Raw genomic sequence first — 17,680 nt, 5'->3', positions numbered from 1 at the left:
CGGCCGCCGGCTCAGGGAGCGATCTCGAACTCGGGCGGTTCGAGGCTGTTCAGGCATGCGGTCTTCGGTGCGGCCGGGGCGTCGAAGAAGGAGACGGCGATCTCCTGGGCGCACTTCGAGGTGGCGAACACCACGTGCGGCTCGTAGGGGACCGTGACGACCTTGGCCTTGCTCAGCGTACGGGCGACGTACGGCCCGTTGTCCGCGCCGGTCTGGGCGTCGAAGCTGCCCGACAGGGCGAGGGTGGGGATGTCGCCGCGTGTGACGTCCCGGATCGAGGGCGCCGCCGCGGGGACGTTCCAAACGTCGCAGTCCGAGTGGAGGAAGGTGAGCTGGGGAGCCTGGGCCTGCACCGAGCGGGGGAACGACGGGAACGCTTCCTGTCCGCCTCGCAAGGCCTCTTTCCGGCTCTCGTACGGCGTCCACTCACTACAGAAGACGCCGTAGACGAGACCGTGCGCAACCCTGCCCATGGCCTGGGGGCTGAGCTTGCCGCCGGCCCACTGCTGTGCGATCCGCTGGGGCTTGCCGTGTGCCAGCTCGTCGAGGGCTACGGGTACTTCGGGCGCTACGTGGGTGGCGGAGGTCATCCAGTTCACCAGGGCCCCGCCGTCCAGTACGACCTTCACCGGCTTGTCGCTCCCAGGGAGTGTGACGGTGGTCGTGACCGGCTCGGCTTCGAGGTCACGGACGAGCTTGTCGAAGGTGGCCGGCAGGTGCGGGTAGCGCTTGTTGCACGCGGGCTGGTCCGCGCAGGCCTTGAACAGGCCGTCGAAGCCCTGCCGGGCGCTGCTCCAGGTCATGGCCGATCCGGCCCGGGACGGCGGCAGTATGCCGTCGAGGCCCACCGAGCGGAGCCCGTGGGGGTGCAGGCGCAGGTAAACCAGTGCCAGGTGGGTGCCGTAGGAGATGCCGTACAGGTTCCACCGCTTGATGCCGAGCGCGGTGCGCAGGGCCTCGTAGTCGGCGGCGCTCTCGGTGTCGTTGTAGGCGCTGAGGTCGATCCCGCGGGCCGTCAGCTGGTCGCGGCAGGCCTTCGTGGCCTCGACGTGCAGGCGCTCGGTGGACGGCGCGTCGTAGACGAGGCCGACGGCGCGGGCGTTGAACTCGTCGATGTTGGGGCACAGGACGTTCGGCTCGGCCGAGTACGTACCGCGCTGGGACATGAAGATCACGTCACGGTCGCGGTTCAGGCCGCCGTCGATCGCCATCTTCGCCTCTCCGACCGCGTCGTCCCCGGGGCCGCCCGCGAGCCACACGATGGGGTCGGGTTTCGGTGCGGCGGATGCGGCGGACGCGGCGGGCACGATCGCGACACCGAGCCTGATCGTTTTACCGGTTGGCCGGGCGCGGTTCTCGGGCACGGTGAGGGTTCCGCAGCGGGCCCCCTTGAGCGCCTCGATCGGTTCCGGCGTCCTGGGGCAGGGGCCCGGTTCGTAACCGGCGTCGCCCACCGTGCGGGCGGCCGTGCCGATCGGCGCTCCGGGGCCGGTGGTGGTGTCGGTCCGGGGTTGTGCCTGAGCGGGCGCTGCGAGCGGGCCGGTGGCGAGGAGGCCGGCGACGAGGAGGCCGGTTGCTATGCCGGCCGATGTGGCCCGTAGTCCTCGTACGGTGCGCCGATGACGGGGCGCGTGGTGAAGAGTCAGAAGCGTCATCTGCTCCCCCGGTCTCTCGGGATGATCGTGAACGGTTCGGGTTCGAGACCGTCCACGCACGAGGTGTCGGGAGCGGTCGGGCGAGCGAAGAACGACGCCAGCACGCGCTGCGCGCAAGGCGACTGCGGGACCACCCAGTGGCCGATGCCGGGGACTCGTACGGAGGTCGAGCGGGACAGGTTGCGGGCCACGCCCTTCGCCCAGCTCGCCCCGGTCTTCACGTCGAACGTGCCGGAGACGACGAGCGTCGGCACCGAGCTGACCGTGGCCACCCGCTGGACCACCGCGCGGTCCGGTACGTTCCACATCCGGCACACCGGGTACTGGAAGGGCAGCTGCGGCACCTGGACCAGGACCATGTCCGGCCACCCGGGGAAGGCCTTGCGCCCCGCCTTCAGCACGTCGGATTCCGAGTACCCCGGAGCCCACTCGCTGCACGCTATCGAGTTCGTCAGGCCGTGCGCGAAGTCGCCGGCCTTCTGGACCGAGCCGGCCGCGCGGGCTTGCGCGAAGCGCTCCGGGTTTCCGCGGCTGAGCTCGTCGAGCGCCGCCGGGAGGTCCTTGGGCCGGGGGGTGAAGGCGACGATCAGGTTCAGCAGCGCGCCCCCGTCGAGGACGGTCTTGACCGGCTTCCCTCCGCTCGGCGGCGTGACGTTCAGCGTGAGGGGGTGAGCCTCCAGCTTGCGCACCTGCTCCGTCAGCATCCGGGGGAGGTCCGGGTACCGGTCCTTGCAGGCGGGCTGCGCCGCGCACGCCTCGAAGATGCTGTGGATTCCCTCGGCCGTGCTGCCCCAGGCCCACGGCAGGGTCACGACCTGGGGAGGCGCGATCGAGTCGACCGCCACCGCGCGGATTCCTTCCGGGTGCAGGCGCAGGTACGTGAGGGCCAGGTTGCTGCCGTAGGAGTACCCGTAGACGTCCCACCGGGGGATGTCCAGCGCCTTGCGCAGGTCGGCGAAGTCGGCGGCGTTCTCGGTGGTGTTGTAGGCGCTCAGGTCGACGCCGTCGGCCGTCAGGCGGGCCCGGCAGCCCTTCACCGCCTTCAGCATGAGCTGTTCCGCTTGCGGTGCGTCATAGCCCAGGCCCACGGCCTGGGCGTTGAACCGGTCGACCTCCGGCAGGCGAGGTTCGGCTGATCGTAGAGATTGCCGCGCTGGGCCATGACGATCAGGTCGCGGTCCTTGTTCAGGCCGGAGGCGACGAGGAAGGGAATGTCGTCGAACGTGTCGGCACCGGGGCCGCCCGCCATGAACACCACCGGGGCTGCGGCGGGTTTCTGTGTGGCGGGATTCTGCGCGACCGGCTTTGCCGCAACGGCCGGAATGATCGCCACGGCCAGCTTGATGGTCCGGCCGCCGGGGCGGGTGCGGTTCTCGGGGACCTCCAGGAAACCGCACCGTGCCTTGCTCAGCGCTTCGATGGGCTCGGGCGGCTTCGGACAGGCGCCGGGTACGAATCCCGGGGGTGTCGGGCCGGGCCCGGCGGTCCGGGCAGGTGCTGATGAGGCGCTGCTCGGTATGGGGACGAACGCTGCCAGGCAGGCCAGAGCGGCCGCGGCAGTCACCGCGCGGATGCTGTGCTTTGGCATGTGATCTCGTTCCTCTGCCGGCATCGGCGGCGGCCGCTGACGGGACCAGGCCGTAATGGTGTGGGCGGAACGCGCGTTCCTGACGCTACCGGGTGGCGCGTTCGGGTGCATGCGGAGCGGTCACAGCCCGTAACCTCCAGCCCGGCTCAGAAATCGATCGTGGCGTGGCTGAGCATCCAGAAGAAACCCACCACGCCGCAGACCACCAGGCCGAGCGCCCCCAGGCACCCTCCGGTCGCGGCCCCTGTACTCAGATGCTTGCCCCGGAAGCCCGCAACAACCCACCCGAGGAACACCCCGGCCGAGGGCACGCCGAACACGAAGCCGGACACCGCCTCGAACTGGACTTTGTTGCGGTGGTTGATCTCCCAGCCCCACGAAGACGACTGCCGGTACTCGTTGAGGGCCAGCGACCAGACCCACAAGCAAGGTGTCATGAGAAGGGCCGTCAGGATGAGCAGCATCAGGATCTGAGCTCCTCTGCCCTCTCCACTGCTGACGGTGTCTGTTCTGTCGGTCATGACATCCACCCTGAACGGTACGAACCATCGTTCCTATCCGCTCTCGTACTCAGACAAAGGACTCCGGGAAAGCAAAAGCGGACGGCAAGACGCGACCCCGTACGCGCTGGTGCTGACAGCCGCCTCACGACGTATCCCGCCCGGAACGGCCTCGGCTCGGCTCGGCCTCGGCTCGGCGTCAAGGAAAGTCCATCCTGACGAACGCCGGCACCGACACCCGGCGGGCGAGGCGGCAACGCTGCGCCCTGAGCAGCGGCCCGGCTACGACGCGAAGGCCGAGCGCGTACGGGCCGATGGGGTCCACGGCCACGGCGCACCGGCCCTGCGCGTAGGGAAGCAACAGGGCGGCGAGGGGGCGGGCACCTTCCTGAAGAGGGAAGCGGTACGTACCGCCGCGGGCCAGAACGGAACGGCCCAGGACGCTGGCCCAGCGGGGAAGTGTGTCGAAGAGCAGCACACTGCGCGGAAAGCGGTCGGCGCAAAGGCGGATGAGGGCGGCGGCGCGGGGCGGGGGCAGGTACATGAACAGGCCCTGGGCCGTGATGAGCACGGGCGGCTCGGCCGCGGCGAGTTCCGTCCACCGCGGATCGGTCGCGGAACAGGCGACGGTGTGCTGTCGCGGCCCGTGCGGCAGCACTGCCCGGCGGAGCGCCACCGTGCCGGGGAGGTCGACCGAGACCCAGCGCACCGTGCCGTTGTCCACGCGCCAGAACTGCGTCTCCAGGCCCTCCCCCAGGGCGATGACCGTGGCCCCGGGGTGAGCCCGCAGGAAGTCCTTCGTCGCGGCGTCGTACAGCCGCGCCCGCCGGACCAGGTATTGGACGGCGAGCGTGCGGGGCCGGCCGAACCACGCCTCCAGGGGCCAGGCGCACCGGTCGACCAGCTCCACGGCCACGGGATCGTCGAGAAGCGCGGGGTCCCGGCGTGCGGCCGCCGCCCGGTGGTAGAGCGTCCACAAGGACGTCCAGGAAACGGGCGGCAGGCCGAGCGGGGCGTGATCCTTCGGGAAGCCGTGCCCTGTGTCGGAGATCCCCATGTACAGGGCCTACCCGGTCCGGCGGTGGCGGACCGGGTAGTCGGCCCATCGACGGACCGGGCGAACGCACGAACGCTTTCGGTCTGCGCGCTACCGCGCCCTTCGGCCCGTCGGCCGCAACGCGAAAGCCGCCAGCGCCGCCGTGAGGGCCAGCCCGCCGGCGGCGATGGCGGCCACCGCCGTGAAGCCCTGGTCGTAGGCGTGCCGGGCTGCCGACATCACCTGCCGGGCCGCGGCCGGGCCGAGCCCGTCGGCCGCGTCCTCGGCTCCGGCGAACGACTGCTGGACAGCGGACCGTTCGTGCGGGGTCAGGCCCGGGAGCGCGGAGGGCAGGTTCAGGCGGTACGTAGCGGTCAGTGCCGTGCCGAGGACGGCCACTCCCAGGCCGGCGCCGAGTTCGAAGGATGTCTCCTGGATCGCGGCGGCCTCGCCGGAGCGCTCGGGGGCCGCCGCGCTCATGATGGAGTCGGCGCCCAGCGTCATCACAACACCCGCCCCGTATCCCGCGATGAGCATCGTCGCGATGAGAGAGCCGTAGACGCCGCTGTCACCGACCAGCGCCAGCAGGAGCAGCGCGGCCGCGAACGCGGCGAGCGATCCGGTGAGTGACCACCGGTTGTCCCACCGGGCGGACAGCCAAGGGGCCGTCGCGGCCCCCACGGCGTTGGCGGCGGCCAGCGGCATCAGGGCCAGCCCGGCGCGCAGCGGTGAGAACCCGCCGGTCTGCTGAAGCCACTGGGTGAGGAAGAAGAGCAGGGCGACGTAGCTGCCGAAGCAGCTGATGACGCACACGGTGGCCGTGGAGAACCGGCGGTCGGCGAAGAGGGAGAAGTCCAGCAGCGGCTCGGCGAGCCGTCGCTGGCGCCGTACGAAGAGGAACAGCAGGAACGCTCCGGCCGCGGCGGACACGGCGACGGGCCAGGGCACGGTGAGGCTCTCGCCGGCCCTCTTGAGCGCGTACACGACACCCGCCAGGCCGGTGACCGACAAGGCCACTCCAGCCAGGTCCCAATGGCGGGGCGAGGGGTTCTTCGACTCCGGGATGACCCGTGCCCCGACGGCGAAGATGACGAGGGCGATCGGCACGTTGATGAGGAACACCGCTCCCCATCCCCAGCGTTCGGTCACCAGGCCGCCCACCAGCGGCCCGATCGTCGCGCCGACGCTGTGCGCCGCCGTCCAGACGCCGATGGCGACGGCCCGTTCGCGGTCGTCGGTGAAGACGACCCTGATCACCGCGACGGTCGAGGCCATGATCATGGCCGCGCCGACGCCGAGCGCGACCCGGGCGGCGATCAGCTGGGCCGTGGTCGAGGAGAACGCGGCGACGGCGGACGCCAGGCCGAACACGGCGAAGCCGCTGAGCACCATGCGCTTGCGGCCGATGCGGTCGCCCAGCGTGCCGCACGTCACGAGCAGGGAGGCGAGCGTGAGCGAGTACACGTCGACGATCCACAGCAGTTGCACGCCACTGGGGTGCAGGTCCCGGGTCATGCTCGGGACGGCCACGTGCAGCACGGTCAGGTCGATGCCGCACAGGAGCAGGCTGGTGGAGAGCACGGCCAGGACCGCCCAGCGCCGCCCGGGCGTGACGGGTTCGGCCGGGGGGCGGGACGGGGCCGTGGGCGCCGGCGCTTCGCTCTTCGACATGACTGCACTATCTGCCGCTACCGGCGTACCGTACAAGTACGGTCATGAATGTGCCGTAGTACCAATCTGTATACCTGAGTTGGGGTGGGTCAACGTGCGCGACAACATCCAGGAGACGCCCGATTACTGCGCCATCGAGACCGCCATGGAGGTGCTCGGCGGCCGCTGGAAGCTGGCGATCCTCAAGCAGCTCCTCGCCGGCACCCGGCGTTTCAGCGAGCTGAAGCGGGCCCTGCCGCGCATCACCCAGCGCATGCTCACGCGCCAGCTGCGGGAGCTGGAGGCGGACGGGCTGGTCACGCGAACCGTGCACCGCGAGGTGCCGCCGCGCGTCGACTACGCGCTCACCGAGGCGGGGCGGAGTCTGGACGCCATCGCGGCTCAGCTCGACGCGTGGGGGCGGTGGTACCGCGATACGCGCAAGGAGTGGGAAGACGCGGCGGTGCGCGCGGCGGCGGAGCAGCCGGCTCCGTAGCCTGTGCTCCCGGGGCTGCCCTCGCTCAGGCCGTGGAGAACACCTGCTGGAAGTCCAGCCGGGGGCCGCGGGAGTGCCGGACGCCCTCGGCCGGCCAGCCGATGTTCACCACGGCCAGCACGAAATGCGGGCTGTCCGCGAAGAATTCCTTGTTGATGCCGGCGGCGTCGAACCCGGACATCGGTCCGGCGGCGAGGCCTGCCGCCCGGACGCCCAGGATGAAGTACGCGGCTTGCAGGCCGCCGTTGAACAGGGCCGACCGTTCCCGGACGCCGGGGTCGGCGTAGAAACCCGCGGCTTCCGGGCGCGCGGGGAACTGGGCCGGGAGTTCGGTGTGGAAGTCGCGGTCGCCGGCCAGCACCGCGGTCAGCGGTGCTCGCGCGGTCTTTTCGCGGTTTCCGCGGGACATGTGCCCGAGCAGCTTCCGGCGGGCTTCCGGTGAGCGGATGAGCACCACGCGCAGGGGCTGCTGGTTGAAGGCGGTGGGGCCGTACCGGACCAGGTCGTAGGCGGCCCGGACGGTCTCGTCGGTCACGGGTTCGCCGGTGAAGGCGTGGGTGGAGTGCGCCTGCCGGAACAGCAGGTCCTGGGCCGCGGGGTCCAGCCGTAGCGCGGATACGGGCGGCGTCGACGGAGGTGGCATGGATACGGGCGGTGTCATGGGGGTGTCTCCTGCCTCAGCGGTCACGCCCGCCGTGCCCGCCCGGACGAGGAGCGCTTCCGGGCGGGCGTGCGGCACGGCGGCGGCGCTGGGGGGTGGCGCTGGGGGGTGGCGTCAGAATTCCCCGAGGTTCTCCCTCAGAGTGCGACCGGTCGTATAGGAGGCACGGGTGAGGCCGCGGCGCTGGAGCTCGGGGACGAGTCCGTCGGTGACTTCCGCGACGTACCGGCGGTTGAGGCGCAGCAACGGGGTGGTGAGGACGAACCCGTCGCCGCCGGCCTCGTCCATGACCTCGCCCATCCGCGTCGCCACTTGGTCCGGCGTGCCGACCAGTTCCACCGAGGACACCAGGCCGCCGGCGGAGTCGGCGACCAGCTCGCGCAGGGTCCGTCCGCTGCCCCACTGCTGGAACTGGTCGAGCGACCCCTGTTCGCCGTTGGTCTCCAGCCGGTGGGGCAGGGGCTTGTCGAGGTCGAACTGTGCGAAGTCGATCTCGGTGAGCGCCGAGGTCTGCGCGAGGATGTCGTGGATGAACTGCGGGGACGACACCATGCGGGCCTGCTTGTCCCGGGCGTCCTGCTCGGTCTCGCCGAGGACGGGGGTCACGCAGAAGAGGACCTTGACGCTGTCGGGGTCCCGGCCGAACTCCTCGGCGTGCCGCCGTACGTCGTCCCGGAAGTGCCGCATGGCCTCGGCGCCGTTGGCGATGGCGATGACGGAGTCGGCGTTGCGTGCGGCGAAGACGCGGCCCCGGGGGGAGGCACCTGCCTGGATGAAGGCGGGGCGGTGCTGGGGCGAGGGGACGGTGTTGAGGGGGCCGCGGACGCTGAAGTGCTTGCCCTTGAAGTGGATCGGGCGGACCTTGGTGTGATCGGCGTAGACACCCTTCTCCCGGTCCAGGACGACCGCGTCCTTGTCCCAGGAGGCGAAGAGCTGCCGGACGACGTCCACGTATTCGTCCGCCATCTCGTACCGTACGCTCCGCGCCGGCAGCTCGCTCATGCCGAAGTTCTGTGCCGCCAAGGTCTCGGCGCTGGTGACGATGTTCCAGCCGAAGCGCCCGCCCAGCATGCTGTCCATCGTGGAGGAGAGGCGCGCTGTCATGAACGGCGGGTAGGCCAGCGTGGACAGGGTGGTGACGATGCCCAGGTGCGAGGTGGCGAGCCCCATGGCCACGGCCAGGGGTACGGGGTCGTGTTTGGGCACGGACATGGCTTGTCTGAGGGCCGCCTCGGAGGAGCCGCCGTAGCTCTCGGGGACCATCAGTTTGTCCTCAACGATGACGTAGTCGAAGCAGGCGCGTTCCAGGGCCTGGGCGACCTCCGTGTGGAACTTCCCGTCCCAGGGCGAGCCTCCGGTGCCGAAGGGGCCCTGCCAGTCGTCGGGGGTGAAGTTGAAGATGAAGGCGAGGTGGAACTTGCGGGTCACGTGTCTTCCCTCCGCTCCGGGCGGCCCTGGGCCGCCGCGCGCCGGTCCGGCCGGGTGCGGGCGAACAGCAGTCCGTCGCCGCCGCGGATCATTGCTGCGGCTTCCTCGGTCACGTGGCGGAACAGCTTCTCCCCCAGTGCCGCGTTCGAGCCCGACGTGGGCGACAGGACGCCGTCGTGGGTGGTCTGCCGGGTGTCGACGGGGTGCAGGTAGACACCCTGGCGCGGTGGGTGGTCGTGGTCGGGCCGGTCGTCCTTCACCAGGTCCGGGCGCAGGTAGAGCATCAGGCTGGTTTCCGTCAGCCCCGCGTGCTCGGCGTGCCAGCCCGGGAACGCGGGGAACTCGGCGGCGAGCCAGGGCTCCTGGACGAGGCTCCACCAGCTGAAGGCGAAGATCTCTTTCCCTTCGGCAGCTCCCTCCTGCCGCAGCTGGTCCAGGGCCTCGAAGACGAACGGTTCGTTCTCGTAGTGTCCGTTGACCACGACCAGGCGGAGGAACGGCAGCGTCAGCAGCGAGGCGAACGCGTCCCGCAGGAAGCGCACGAGCGTGTCGCCCCGTACGTACAGCGTGCCCGGGAAGGCCGGGCCGCCTCCGCTCTGCGGCAGCGAGCGGGCCGCGACCGTCTGGACGGGGAGGGTGAGGCCGCCCAGCTCCGCGGCGATCCGGCGGGCGAACTCCTCGGCCAGGACGGAGTCGACGGAGAGCGGGAGGTGCGGGCCGTGCTGCTCCGTCGCCCCGATCGGCCAGACCAGCGTGCGGCAGGCGGATACGCAGTGGTTCACCTGCGGGCTGGTGAGTTCGTCGTACGAGGCCACCGTCTCCGCCGGCTCCGGTGTCATGGTGTTGCCTTCCGCGGTCATGTGGTCGCCTCCAGGGCCTTGGGCGCGATCCCGGCGGACTCGGTGATGATGCGGCGCAGGGTGGCGTGCATGTCTGTGTGCAGGGCGGTGTAGACCTGTACGGCGTCGGCGCCGACGGCCAGGTAGTCGGCGACGTCGCGCCCCGACGCCACGCCTCCGCAGCCCAGGACCGGGAGGTCGAATCCACGGGCCCGCAGCCGCCGGATGGCTGCCAGCACGAGTGGTTTGATGCCGGGGCCGGAGTAGCCGAAGACGCCTCCCAGCTCCAGCTCGCCCGTGGCCGGGGAGATCGCGGCTCCGGGGATCGTGTCACTGACCGTGACAGCGTCGGCCCCGCCGGCAGCCGCGGCGCGTACCCGGTCCGCCAGGCCCTCGCCGACGGCCAGCTTCACGGAGAAGGGCAGCGACGTGCGGGCGCGGGTGGCGGCGGTGTAGGCGTACACGCGCTCGGGGGTGTCCTCTTCGAGCCCGTCCTCCTCGTTCAGGCAGGAGATGCCGAGTTCGAGCGCCCGGCACCCGGTGGCCTGCACCTCCGCCGCGAGCGCGCCCAGCTCCTCGGGTGATCCGGCGTGCACGGAGGCGATGACCGGCAGGCCGTCCTGGGCGAAGGAGCGCAGTGCCGCCAGCCAGCGGCCGACCGGTCGTTTCGAGTACGTGGTGCTGTTGAGCATGCCGGTGGGCAGCCTTGTGAGCCGCTCGTCCAGGTCCGTGGGCGGGCTGGGATGAATGGTCTTGGTGACGACCGCTCCGGCTCCGGTCTCCAGCAGGCGGCGGATGTTGCGCTCCTGGTCGGTGAGCAGCCCGGACCCGACGATCACCGTGTTCCGGATCCTCAGGCCCAGGACGTGGGCAGCGGACACGTGGCCCTCCTGTGCGCGGTCTCTCCTGTGTACGGTCTCTCCTGTGTACGGCCGCTAGGCGGAGATCCTGGCTCCGACGGCTTCGCGTTGCTGCCGGGTGGCCTCCAAGACGGCGGTGACGAGCAGCTCGGGGCTGTCGGTGAACTCGTCGAAGTCGATCGCGTGCACGGCACCGATCCGGTGCAGTCCCTTCAGGAGGTGGCTGGCCGATTCGACGAAGGGCTGTGTCGTGATGAGGACGACCGGACGTCCCATGGCCGTTGCCCAGCCCAGCTCGACGTGGGTGCCGTCGGTCCGGTGCAGCGTCCGGTCGGGCAGTAAGGGAAGAACCGGAACGAATACATCGCACTTCCGCATCCAGCGGTAGTCGCGGACCGAGACCTGGTCCGGTGTGAAGGCGTCCGTCTTCGCGCCGAACTCCTCCACGGCATGGGCGGAGAATACGTTCCCGCCAGCCGCCCTGACGGTCCGGATGGCTGCGGAAATGGCGTCCTGAAGGTGTCCGACGAACCCGTTCGGAAGAATCGCGTGCTGGATCGGGCCGCCGATGAAAACGTCGAGGCCGGCGAGCGACCCGAGTCTGCTGTTCGTGGTGCCCACTGATTCTGCTCCTAGCTGGTCATAAAACCGCGCGGTTGGCGGCGGTTCACACATCCGGGATGTCCGGATGCAGGGCTGTTTCGGTGATCCGGGCGTACCGGCCGCGGAAATAGACCAGGGGACGGCTGCCGGGCGTCGTGCCGAGCCGGCGTACGTCAGCCCTGACGATGGTGTGGTCCCCGCCGGGGAACTCCGACCGGAGCCGGCATTCGATCCACGCGGCGGCCCCGCCGAGCACTGGCGGACCGCCCGGGGAGTAGGTCCAGGCCACGCCGTCGAACTTGCCGGCCCCGGACCGGGCGAACCGGTCGCCGAGGGAGGTCTGATCCTCCGCGAGGACGTTGACGCAGAAGGCGCCGACGGATCTGATCGCCGGCCAGGTCCTGGACATCCGGCCGGGGCAGAGGAGTACCTGCGGCGGGCTCAGGGAGAGAGCGGAAAAGGCTTGGCAGGTGAAGCCGACGGGACCCGAAGGTGTCACGGCGGTGACGACGGTGATACCGGAACAGAAGTATCCGAGAGTCTCCCGGAAGGTCTCCGGTGTGCATTGACCGGGGAGCGTGGTAATTCCTGATTCGCCAGGCAATATAACCTCGTTGAACACTGGGAGGAGCGTGATGGCATGTGAAAGAAGCGTGGCACCGCGCGCCGAAGCGGGTCAATCGACGGCTGCCGTTTTGGCCGGATCCAAGGAGAGAGCCGAGCCGGGACACGGTTTACGCGGGACGCCCGAATGATGCGCCGGATTGCCCGCACGAGTGCCCGTCGACGCCCGTAGAGACGTCCGTGCAACAAATGACAAGACTTAGCCCGGGCGATCCGCCTGGTTTGGGCACGGACCCGCTCGCGCGAATACCGGCCATGCTCGCCATGAGCAGAGAGCGAAACCACTGACACGGTACGAGTAGGGCAAATTCACCACCAAGTCACGGGTGCGGACCGGCCACGTCACGGGTGCGGATTGCCATATAGCGCATGGTGATACGGGTACGGATCCCGATCCCCGTCACGGAGGGCCTGGCGGCGCGCAAGCGGAATGAGGGGGACAGCCACGAAACGGGCCGCCGCCGAGGCGGATCCGGGCGCTCCCCGCGACTCGGCAAGGGCCCTTTCGCACGCCTCCGCGCCGCCACCCACGTCCCGCAACCACGTTCTGCAACGGGCACTTCCGGGCACGAAGAGTGCCGTGACGGGCATGGCCACGAGGCCCGGGCGCTTGTAGAACACACTCGGAAGCCCGTACGGGCATCGTGGCACCACCACAGACGGACAGGGGCGTGCCATGGACGCGGAGGAACGCCGCAGGGGAATCCTGGAACTGGCCCGCCGGACCGGTTCCGTGGATGTCAGCAAGCTTTCCGCCGACTTCGGCGTGGCGAGGGAGACGGTCCGCCGGGACCTGCGCGTCCTGGAGCGGCACGGGCTGGTCCGGCGCACGCACGGCGGGGCGTATCCCGTCGAGAGCGCGGGTTACGAGACCACCCTGGACTTCCGCACCACGCGGTACGTCCCGGAGAAGCAGCGCATCGCGGCCGCCGCCGGGGAGCTGGTGGGCGACGCGGAGACGCTCTTCGTCGACGAGGGCTTCACTCCCCAGCTCATCGCCCAGGCCCTGCCGCGCGGCCGCCCCCTCACCGTGGTGACCGCGTCCCTCGCGACGGCGACCTCGCTGGCGAAGGCAGATGCGATCACCGTGCTGCTGCTCGGCGGCCGGGTCCGCGGCGGCACCGTGGCCACCGTCGGGCACTGGGCCACGCACATGCTGTCCGGGTTCGTGATCGATCTGGCGTTCATCGGCGCCAACGGCATCTCCCGTGAGCACGGGCTGACCACGCCCGACCCCGTGGTCAGCGAGGTCAAGGCGCAGGCCGTCCGGGTGTCGCGGCGGCGGGTGTTCGCCGGTGTGCACACCAAGTTCGGGGCCGGCAGCTTCTGCCGGTTCGCGGAGGTGTCCGACTTTGAAACGATCATCACTGACACGGCGCTGCCGCTGGCGGAGGCCCATCGCTACTCCCTCATGGGCCCCCAGGTCATCAGGGTGTGAACCGGCCCCGGGGAGACAGGGAGCCGGGAGACCGGGAGCCGGCCGGGGGCCCAGGACCGTACGCCTCCGCGCGGCGACGGCCTCGGCAGTGACGTCGGCGATGGCGTCGGTGATCGCATCAGCAGTGGTCGCCGGGCTCCTCTCAGGTTGCGCCGGCGCGGGCGGAGCCGCCTCGTCCCGGGCCGGCTCCGTCAGCGTCCTCATGGTCAATAACCCTCAGATGGTCGAGCTGCGCAAGCTCACCGCGGACCACTTCACGAAGGAGACCGGCATCGAGGTGAACTTCACGACACTGCCCGAGAACGACACCCGGGACAAGGCGGGGCAGGACTTCGCCAACCAGACCGGCCAGTACGACGTGGCGACCATCAGCAACTTCGAGGTTCCCTTCTACGCCCGCAACGGCTGGCTGCGCCCCCTCGACACGTACGCGGCCGAAGACGGCGCCTTCGACCGGGCCGACCTCCTCGAACCGGTGCGCCGGTCGCTGACCGCCGCCGACGGCAAGCTCTACGCCGTACCGTTCTACGGCGAGTCGTCCTTCCTGATGTACCGCAAGGACGTCTTCGCCGAGCAGGGCCTGACCATGCCCGCGCACCCCACCTGGCGGCAGGTCGCGGACCTGGCCGCCGCCGTCGACGGCGCGCGCAAGGGCATGCGGGGCATCTGCCTGCGGGGCCAGCCCGGCTGGGGCGAGCTGATCGCGCCGCTCACCACCGTCGTGAACACCTTCGGCGGGACGTGGTTCACCAAGGACTGGCGGGCCCGGCTGACCTCCCCGGAGTTCGTGCGGGCGACCGAGTTCTACGTCCGTCTGGTGCGCGAGCACGGCGAGAAGGGCGCCGCCCAGGCCGGCTACGCCGAGTGCCTCAACGGCGTCATCCAGGGCAGGGCAGCGATGTGGTACGACGCGACGGCCGCCGCGGGGCCGCTGGAGGCCGCCGGTTCCCCGGTGAGGGGCAGGATCGGCTACGCACCCGCCCCCGTCGAGCGCACCGCCGCCTCCGGCTGGCTCTACACGTGGGCGTGGGGCCTACAGAAGGCGTCCAAGGTCCCTGACCGGGCGTGGAAGTTCATCGCCTGGGCGTCCGGCAAGGAGTACGAGGCGCTCGTGGGCCGGGAGGCGGGCTGGGCGGGCGTGCCGGCCGGCAAGCGTGCCTCGACGTACGAGAGCGGGCCGTACCGGCAGGCCGCCGCGGCCTTCTGGAACGTCACGCGCGCCTCGATCGCCTCCACCGACCCCGGGCGTCCGGGCACCCAGCCCCGGCCCGCCCCGGGCATCCAGTTCGTCGGCATCCCGGAGTTCTCCGACCTGGGCACCAAGGTGTCGCGGGAGATCAGTGCCGCGATCTCCGGGCGGCAGTCCGTCGCCACGGCCCTGCGGAAGTCGCAGAGCATGGCGGAACGGGTCGGCGAGAGGTACCGGCGCCGATGACCGCCCCCAGCACGGTGAACGCCGCGGCCCGCGCAGGGGACGGGCCGCGGCGCACCGCACGCCGGCCCCGTACCCGTACGCGTGCCCGCCGAGCGAGCACCTGGGCCGTCCGCGCCCCGCTCCTGCCCGCCCTGGTCTTCGTCATCGCCGTCACTCAACTGCCGTTCCTCGCGACCCTCGTGCTGTCCCTCTTCGACTGGAACTCCTTCCACCCCGGCAGCCGGCGCTTCACCGGCCTGGCCAACTACGCCACCGTGCTCGGCGACAGCACGGTGCGAGAGGCGGTCGTCACCACTACGCTCCTCACGGCCTCCGTGGTCGCCGCCGCCCTGGTCCTGGGCCTGGCGCTGGCGCTGCTGCTGGACCGGCGTTTCCCCGGCCGGGCGCTGGTGCGCACCATGCTGATCACTCCGTTCCTCCTGGTGCCCGTCGCGGCGGCGCTGCTGTGGAAGCACCTGCTCCTCAACCCGGAGTACGGCCTGCTCAACGGTGTGCTCGCCTGGGCGTCCCGGCTCTTCGGCGACGGCGGCGCGCCGCAGCCGGACTGGGTCTCCGCCGCCCCGCTCATCGCGGTGGGAGCCGCGCTGGTCTGGCAGTGGACCCCGTTCATGATGCTGATCGTGCTGGCCGGGCTGCGCTCCAGGCCGTACGAGGCAACGGAGGCCGCCCGGCTGGACGGCGCGAGCGAGGCGCAGATCTTCCGCTATCTGACGTTGCCTCATCTGCGCCGGTATCTGGAGCTGGGTGCGCTGCTGGGCTCGATCCACATCGTGCAGAACTTCGACGCGGTGTTCACGATCACCTCGGGGAGCCTGGGCACCGCCAACCTCCCGTACACCATCTATCAGATCTTCTACCAGGCTCACGAGTACGGTCAGGCGTCCGCCGCGGGAGTCCTCGCCGTACTCGGCTCCCTGGTCATCGCCTCCGTGGCGCTGCGCGTCGTCTCGTCCCTGCTCCGGGGGGAGGCGTCTCGCGGATGACCGCCGTCGCCGCCCAACCCGCACGCAGCCACGGCCGCCACCGGCGCATGTTCCTGGGGCTGCTGGCCTGGCTGGCCGGCATCGTCTTCTTCCTGCCCGTGGCCTGGATGATCCTCACGGCGCTGCACTCCGAGACCGACGCGGCGGCCAATCCGCCCGCGGTGACCGCGCCGCTCGGCCTGGACGGCTACCGCTCGTTCTTCGGCGCCGGAGGAGGCCCGAGCCCCTGGCCGTCGCTGATCAACTCGACCACGGTCGCCGTGACATCGACGGCGCTCGTCCTGCTCCTGGCCCTGCCGGCCGCCTACGCGCTGTCCGTCCGCCCCGTACGGGGTTGGCGGGACGCGCTGTTCTTCTTCCTCTCGACGAAGATGATGCCGGTCGTGGCCGGTCTGCTGCCGGTGTACGTGTTCGCCGGGAAGACCGGCCTGCTCGACAACGTCTGGCTGCTCGTCGTCCTCCACACCTCAATGAACCTGCCGGTCGCCGTGTGGATGACGCAGTCCTTCCTCGCCGACGTCCCCGCCTCCATCGTCGAGGCCGCCCGCGTCGACGGGGCCCGGCTCCCCACGGTCCTCGCCCGCGTCCTCGCTCCCGTCATCGCTCCCGGCCTCGCCGCGACCGCCCTGATCTGCTGCATCCTCAGCTGGAACGAACTGCTCTTCGCCCGGGTGCTGACCTCGGTGACCGCGCAGACCGCTCCGGTGTTCCTGACGGGGTTCGTCACCGGTGAAGGCCTGTTCCTCGCCCAGCTCTGCGCCGCCTCGGTCGTCATCTCGCTGCCGGTGCTGGCCGCCGGCCTCGCCGCCCAGGACAAGCTCGTCCAGGGCCTTTCCTTAGGAGCAGTGAAATGAGGGCCGTCGTCATCGAAGCCCCCGGCCGGATCCGCCTCACCACGCTGAGCGACCCGGCCCCCGGCCCCCGCGAGGTGGTGGTCGGCGTCGCCGCGTGCGGCATCTGCGGCACCGACCTGCACATCCTGCGCGGGGAGTGCGGATCGCGGCTGCCCGTCGTGCCCGGGCACGAGTTCGCCGGGGAGGTCGTCGCCCTTGGTGCGCGCGTCACCGAGCTCGCCGTCGGCGACCGGGTGGCCGTCGACCCTTCGCTCTACTGCCACGAATGCCGGTACTGCCGCCTCGGCCGCGGCAACCTCTGCGACCGCCGGGGCGCGCTCGGCGTCACCGTCCCGGGCGGCGCCGCCCAGTACGCCGTCGCCCCCGTCGCCAACTGCGCGCGCCTGCCCGAGCACGTCGACACGCACGACGCACCGCTGATCGAGCCGCTCTCCTGTGCCGTACGCGGCTACGACGTGCTCGGCAGCAACCTCGGCGCCGAAGTCCTCGTCTACGGTGCGGGCACGATGGGCCTGATGATGCTCGAGCTCGCCAAGCGCACCGGGGCCGCTTCCGTGGACGTCGTGGAGATCAACCCGGCCCGGCTCGCCACCGCCGGCGCCCTGGGCTGCACCCGCACGGCCTCGTCGGCCCTTGAGCTGGACCAGCCGCGGGGCTGGGACGTCGTGGTCGACGCCACCGGCAACGCGGCCGCCATCCAGGACGGCCTGCGCCGGGTCGCCAAGGGCGGCACGTTCCTGCAATTCGGCGTCAGCGAGCACGCGGCCACCGCCACCATCGAGCCGTACCGCATCTACAACCAGGAGATCACCATCACCGGCTCGATGGCGGTGCTCCACAGCTACGAACGCGCGGCCGGCCTCTTCGCCTCCGGCATCCTCGACCCGGCGGTGTTCATCACCCACCGCCTGCCACTGGAGCACTACGCCGAGGCCACGGAGCGATTCGCCTCCGGCGAAGGCCAGAAGATCGTCGTCATGCCGTGACTTCGGGGCGGCGGTTCGGAGGATCGGAGGATGGGGGTGGAGCA

18 protein-coding genes are annotated in these 17,680 nt (G+C 70.8%); 6 read left to right on the top strand and 12 right to left on the bottom strand.

Translation table 11 applies throughout. From position 1 onward, the window contains the following. Positions 1-11: 11 nt before the first annotated feature. From D7231_RS01590 to D7231_RS01570, 6 genes are all read right to left on the bottom strand, one after another. Positions 12-1,655 (bottom strand): alpha/beta fold hydrolase, encoded by a 1,644-nt coding sequence (locus D7231_RS01590; protein ID WP_120753063.1) that lies wholly within the window; start codon positions 1,653-1,655, stop codon positions 12-14. Then, positions 1,652-2,704: an alpha/beta hydrolase gene (locus D7231_RS01585; protein WP_241999510.1), complete on the bottom strand. Its 1,053-nt coding sequence runs from the start codon at positions 2,702-2,704 to the stop codon at positions 1,652-1,654. The genes D7231_RS01590 and D7231_RS01585 overlap by 4 nt, the downstream gene beginning before the upstream one ends. Further along, the gene (locus tag D7231_RS37285; protein WP_241999509.1) at positions 2,698-3,243 is read right to left on the bottom strand and encodes a hypothetical protein; all 546 of its coding nucleotides are present in this window, start codon (positions 3,241-3,243) and stop codon (positions 2,698-2,700) included. The genes D7231_RS01585 and D7231_RS37285 overlap by 7 nt, the downstream gene beginning before the upstream one ends. Positions 3,244-3,389: 146 nt before the next feature. Then, positions 3,390-3,764 carry a hypothetical protein gene (locus D7231_RS01580; protein WP_147449668.1) on the bottom strand — a complete coding sequence of 125 codons (375 nt, stop codon included), beginning with the start codon at positions 3,762-3,764 and terminating at the stop codon, positions 3,390-3,392. Positions 3,765-3,942: 178 nt separating this feature from the next. Continuing rightward, positions 3,943-4,800 carry a class I SAM-dependent methyltransferase gene (locus D7231_RS01575; protein ID WP_120753061.1) on the bottom strand — a complete coding sequence of 286 codons (858 nt, stop codon included), beginning with the start codon at positions 4,798-4,800 and terminating at the stop codon, positions 3,943-3,945. A gap of 90 nt (positions 4,801-4,890) precedes the next feature. After that, positions 4,891-6,450: an MFS transporter gene (locus tag D7231_RS01570; protein ID WP_120753060.1), complete on the bottom strand. Its 1,560-nt coding sequence runs from the start codon at positions 6,448-6,450 to the stop codon at positions 4,891-4,893. Positions 6,451-6,544: 94 nt separating this feature from the next. Between D7231_RS01570 and D7231_RS01565 the strand changes: the two genes are divergently transcribed. After that, entirely contained in the window at positions 6,545-6,925 is a 381-nt protein-coding gene (locus D7231_RS01565; RefSeq protein WP_241999508.1) for a winged helix-turn-helix transcriptional regulator, read from the top strand. 25 nt (positions 6,926-6,950) lie between these two features. Here D7231_RS01565 and D7231_RS01560 read toward each other — a convergent pair whose 3' ends face one another. The 6 genes from D7231_RS01560 to D7231_RS01535 form a co-directional block, all read right to left on the bottom strand. Continuing rightward, on the bottom strand, positions 6,951-7,586 hold the full coding sequence (locus D7231_RS01560) for a malonic semialdehyde reductase (RefSeq protein WP_241999507.1): 636 nt from the start codon (positions 7,584-7,586) through the stop codon (positions 6,951-6,953). Positions 7,587-7,700: 114 nt separating this feature from the next. Next, positions 7,701-9,014 carry an NtaA/DmoA family FMN-dependent monooxygenase gene (locus D7231_RS01555; RefSeq protein WP_120753057.1) on the bottom strand — a complete coding sequence of 438 codons (1,314 nt, stop codon included), beginning with the start codon at positions 9,012-9,014 and terminating at the stop codon, positions 7,701-7,703. Further along, positions 9,011-9,874 (bottom strand): creatininase family protein, encoded by an 864-nt coding sequence (locus tag D7231_RS01550; RefSeq protein ID WP_241999506.1) that lies wholly within the window; start codon positions 9,872-9,874, stop codon positions 9,011-9,013. The genes D7231_RS01555 and D7231_RS01550 overlap by 4 nt, the downstream gene beginning before the upstream one ends. Further along, a complete protein-coding gene (locus D7231_RS01545; RefSeq protein WP_241999505.1) occupies positions 9,871-10,734 on the bottom strand; it encodes a beta/alpha barrel domain-containing protein in 864 nt (287 codons plus the stop codon). Before D7231_RS01545 ends, D7231_RS01550 begins: the two co-directional genes overlap by 4 nt. Positions 10,735-10,788: 54 nt before the next feature. Beyond that, positions 10,789-11,334 (bottom strand): nucleoside 2-deoxyribosyltransferase, encoded by a 546-nt coding sequence (locus tag D7231_RS01540; RefSeq protein WP_241999504.1) that lies wholly within the window; start codon positions 11,332-11,334, stop codon positions 10,789-10,791. A 46-nt stretch (positions 11,335-11,380) separates the two neighbouring features. After that, positions 11,381-11,938: a flavin reductase family protein gene (locus D7231_RS01535; RefSeq protein ID WP_241999503.1), complete on the bottom strand. Its 558-nt coding sequence runs from the start codon at positions 11,936-11,938 to the stop codon at positions 11,381-11,383. Positions 11,939-12,616: 678 nt separating this feature from the next. On the opposite strand from D7231_RS01535, the gene D7231_RS01530 reads away from it, so the two are divergent. From D7231_RS01530 to D7231_RS01510, 5 genes are all read left to right on the top strand, one after another. Beyond that, positions 12,617-13,378, top strand: coding sequence for a DeoR/GlpR family DNA-binding transcription regulator (locus tag D7231_RS01530; protein WP_120753055.1), 762 nt, complete (start codon positions 12,617-12,619; stop codon positions 13,376-13,378). A 100-nt stretch (positions 13,379-13,478) separates the two neighbouring features. Beyond that, on the top strand, positions 13,479-14,813 hold the full coding sequence (locus D7231_RS01525; protein ID WP_120753384.1) for an ABC transporter substrate-binding protein: 1,335 nt from the start codon (positions 13,479-13,481) through the stop codon (positions 14,811-14,813). After that, positions 14,810-15,796 (top strand): carbohydrate ABC transporter permease, encoded by a 987-nt coding sequence (locus D7231_RS01520; protein WP_120753054.1) that lies wholly within the window; start codon positions 14,810-14,812, stop codon positions 15,794-15,796. Before D7231_RS01525 ends, D7231_RS01520 begins: the two co-directional genes overlap by 4 nt. Beyond that, the gene (locus tag D7231_RS01515; protein WP_120753053.1) at positions 15,793-16,650 is read left to right on the top strand and encodes a carbohydrate ABC transporter permease; all 858 of its coding nucleotides are present in this window, start codon (positions 15,793-15,795) and stop codon (positions 16,648-16,650) included. Before D7231_RS01520 ends, D7231_RS01515 begins: the two co-directional genes overlap by 4 nt. Beyond that, entirely contained in the window at positions 16,647-17,636 is a 990-nt protein-coding gene (locus D7231_RS01510) for a zinc-dependent alcohol dehydrogenase family protein (protein WP_120753052.1), read from the top strand. Before D7231_RS01515 ends, D7231_RS01510 begins: the two co-directional genes overlap by 4 nt. Positions 17,637-17,680 lie beyond the last annotated feature (44 nt).

Origin of the sequence: Streptomyces klenkii (genome assembly GCF_003626645.1) — a bacterium.
Classification (GTDB): Bacteria; Actinomycetota; Actinomycetes; order Streptomycetales; family Streptomycetaceae; genus Streptomyces; species Streptomyces klenkii.
The sequence above is the reverse complement of the archived record's forward strand: the minus strand, read 5'-3'. Positions and strand labels throughout refer to the sequence as shown.

What these genes read in the sequence shown, in the direction of transcription:
- D7231_RS01590 (WP_120753063.1), bottom strand. Translation starts at nt 1,655, where the DNA reads ATGACGCTTCTGACTCTTCACCACGCGCCCCGTCATCGGCGCACCGTA.
- D7231_RS01520 (WP_120753054.1), top strand. Translation starts at nt 14,810, where the DNA reads ATGACCGCCCCCAGCACGGTGAACGCCGCGGCCCGCGCAGGGGACGGG.
- D7231_RS01570 (WP_120753060.1), bottom strand. Translation starts at nt 6,450, where the DNA reads ATGTCGAAGAGCGAAGCGCCGGCGCCCACGGCCCCGTCCCGCCCCCCG.
- D7231_RS01510 (WP_120753052.1), top strand. Translation starts at nt 16,647, where the DNA reads ATGAGGGCCGTCGTCATCGAAGCCCCCGGCCGGATCCGCCTCACCACG.
- D7231_RS01580 (WP_147449668.1), bottom strand. Translation starts at nt 3,764, where the DNA reads ATGACCGACAGAACAGACACCGTCAGCAGTGGAGAGGGCAGAGGAGCT.
- D7231_RS01560 (WP_241999507.1), bottom strand. Translation starts at nt 7,586, where the DNA reads ATGACACCGCCCGTATCCATGCCACCTCCGTCGACGCCGCCCGTATCC.
- D7231_RS01515 (WP_120753053.1), top strand. Translation starts at nt 15,793, where the DNA reads ATGACCGCCGTCGCCGCCCAACCCGCACGCAGCCACGGCCGCCACCGG.
- D7231_RS01525 (WP_120753384.1), top strand. Translation starts at nt 13,479, where the DNA reads ATGGCGTCGGTGATCGCATCAGCAGTGGTCGCCGGGCTCCTCTCAGGT.
- D7231_RS01575 (WP_120753061.1), bottom strand. Translation starts at nt 4,800, where the DNA reads ATGGGGATCTCCGACACAGGGCACGGCTTCCCGAAGGATCACGCCCCG.
- D7231_RS01585 (WP_241999510.1), bottom strand. Translation starts at nt 2,704, where the DNA reads ATGCTGAAGGCGGTGAAGGGCTGCCGGGCCCGCCTGACGGCCGACGGC.
- D7231_RS01530 (WP_120753055.1), top strand. Translation starts at nt 12,617, where the DNA reads ATGGACGCGGAGGAACGCCGCAGGGGAATCCTGGAACTGGCCCGCCGG.
- D7231_RS01550 (WP_241999506.1), bottom strand. Translation starts at nt 9,874, where the DNA reads ATGACCGCGGAAGGCAACACCATGACACCGGAGCCGGCGGAGACGGTG.
- D7231_RS37285 (WP_241999509.1), bottom strand. Translation starts at nt 3,243, where the DNA reads ATGCCAAAGCACAGCATCCGCGCGGTGACTGCCGCGGCCGCTCTGGCC.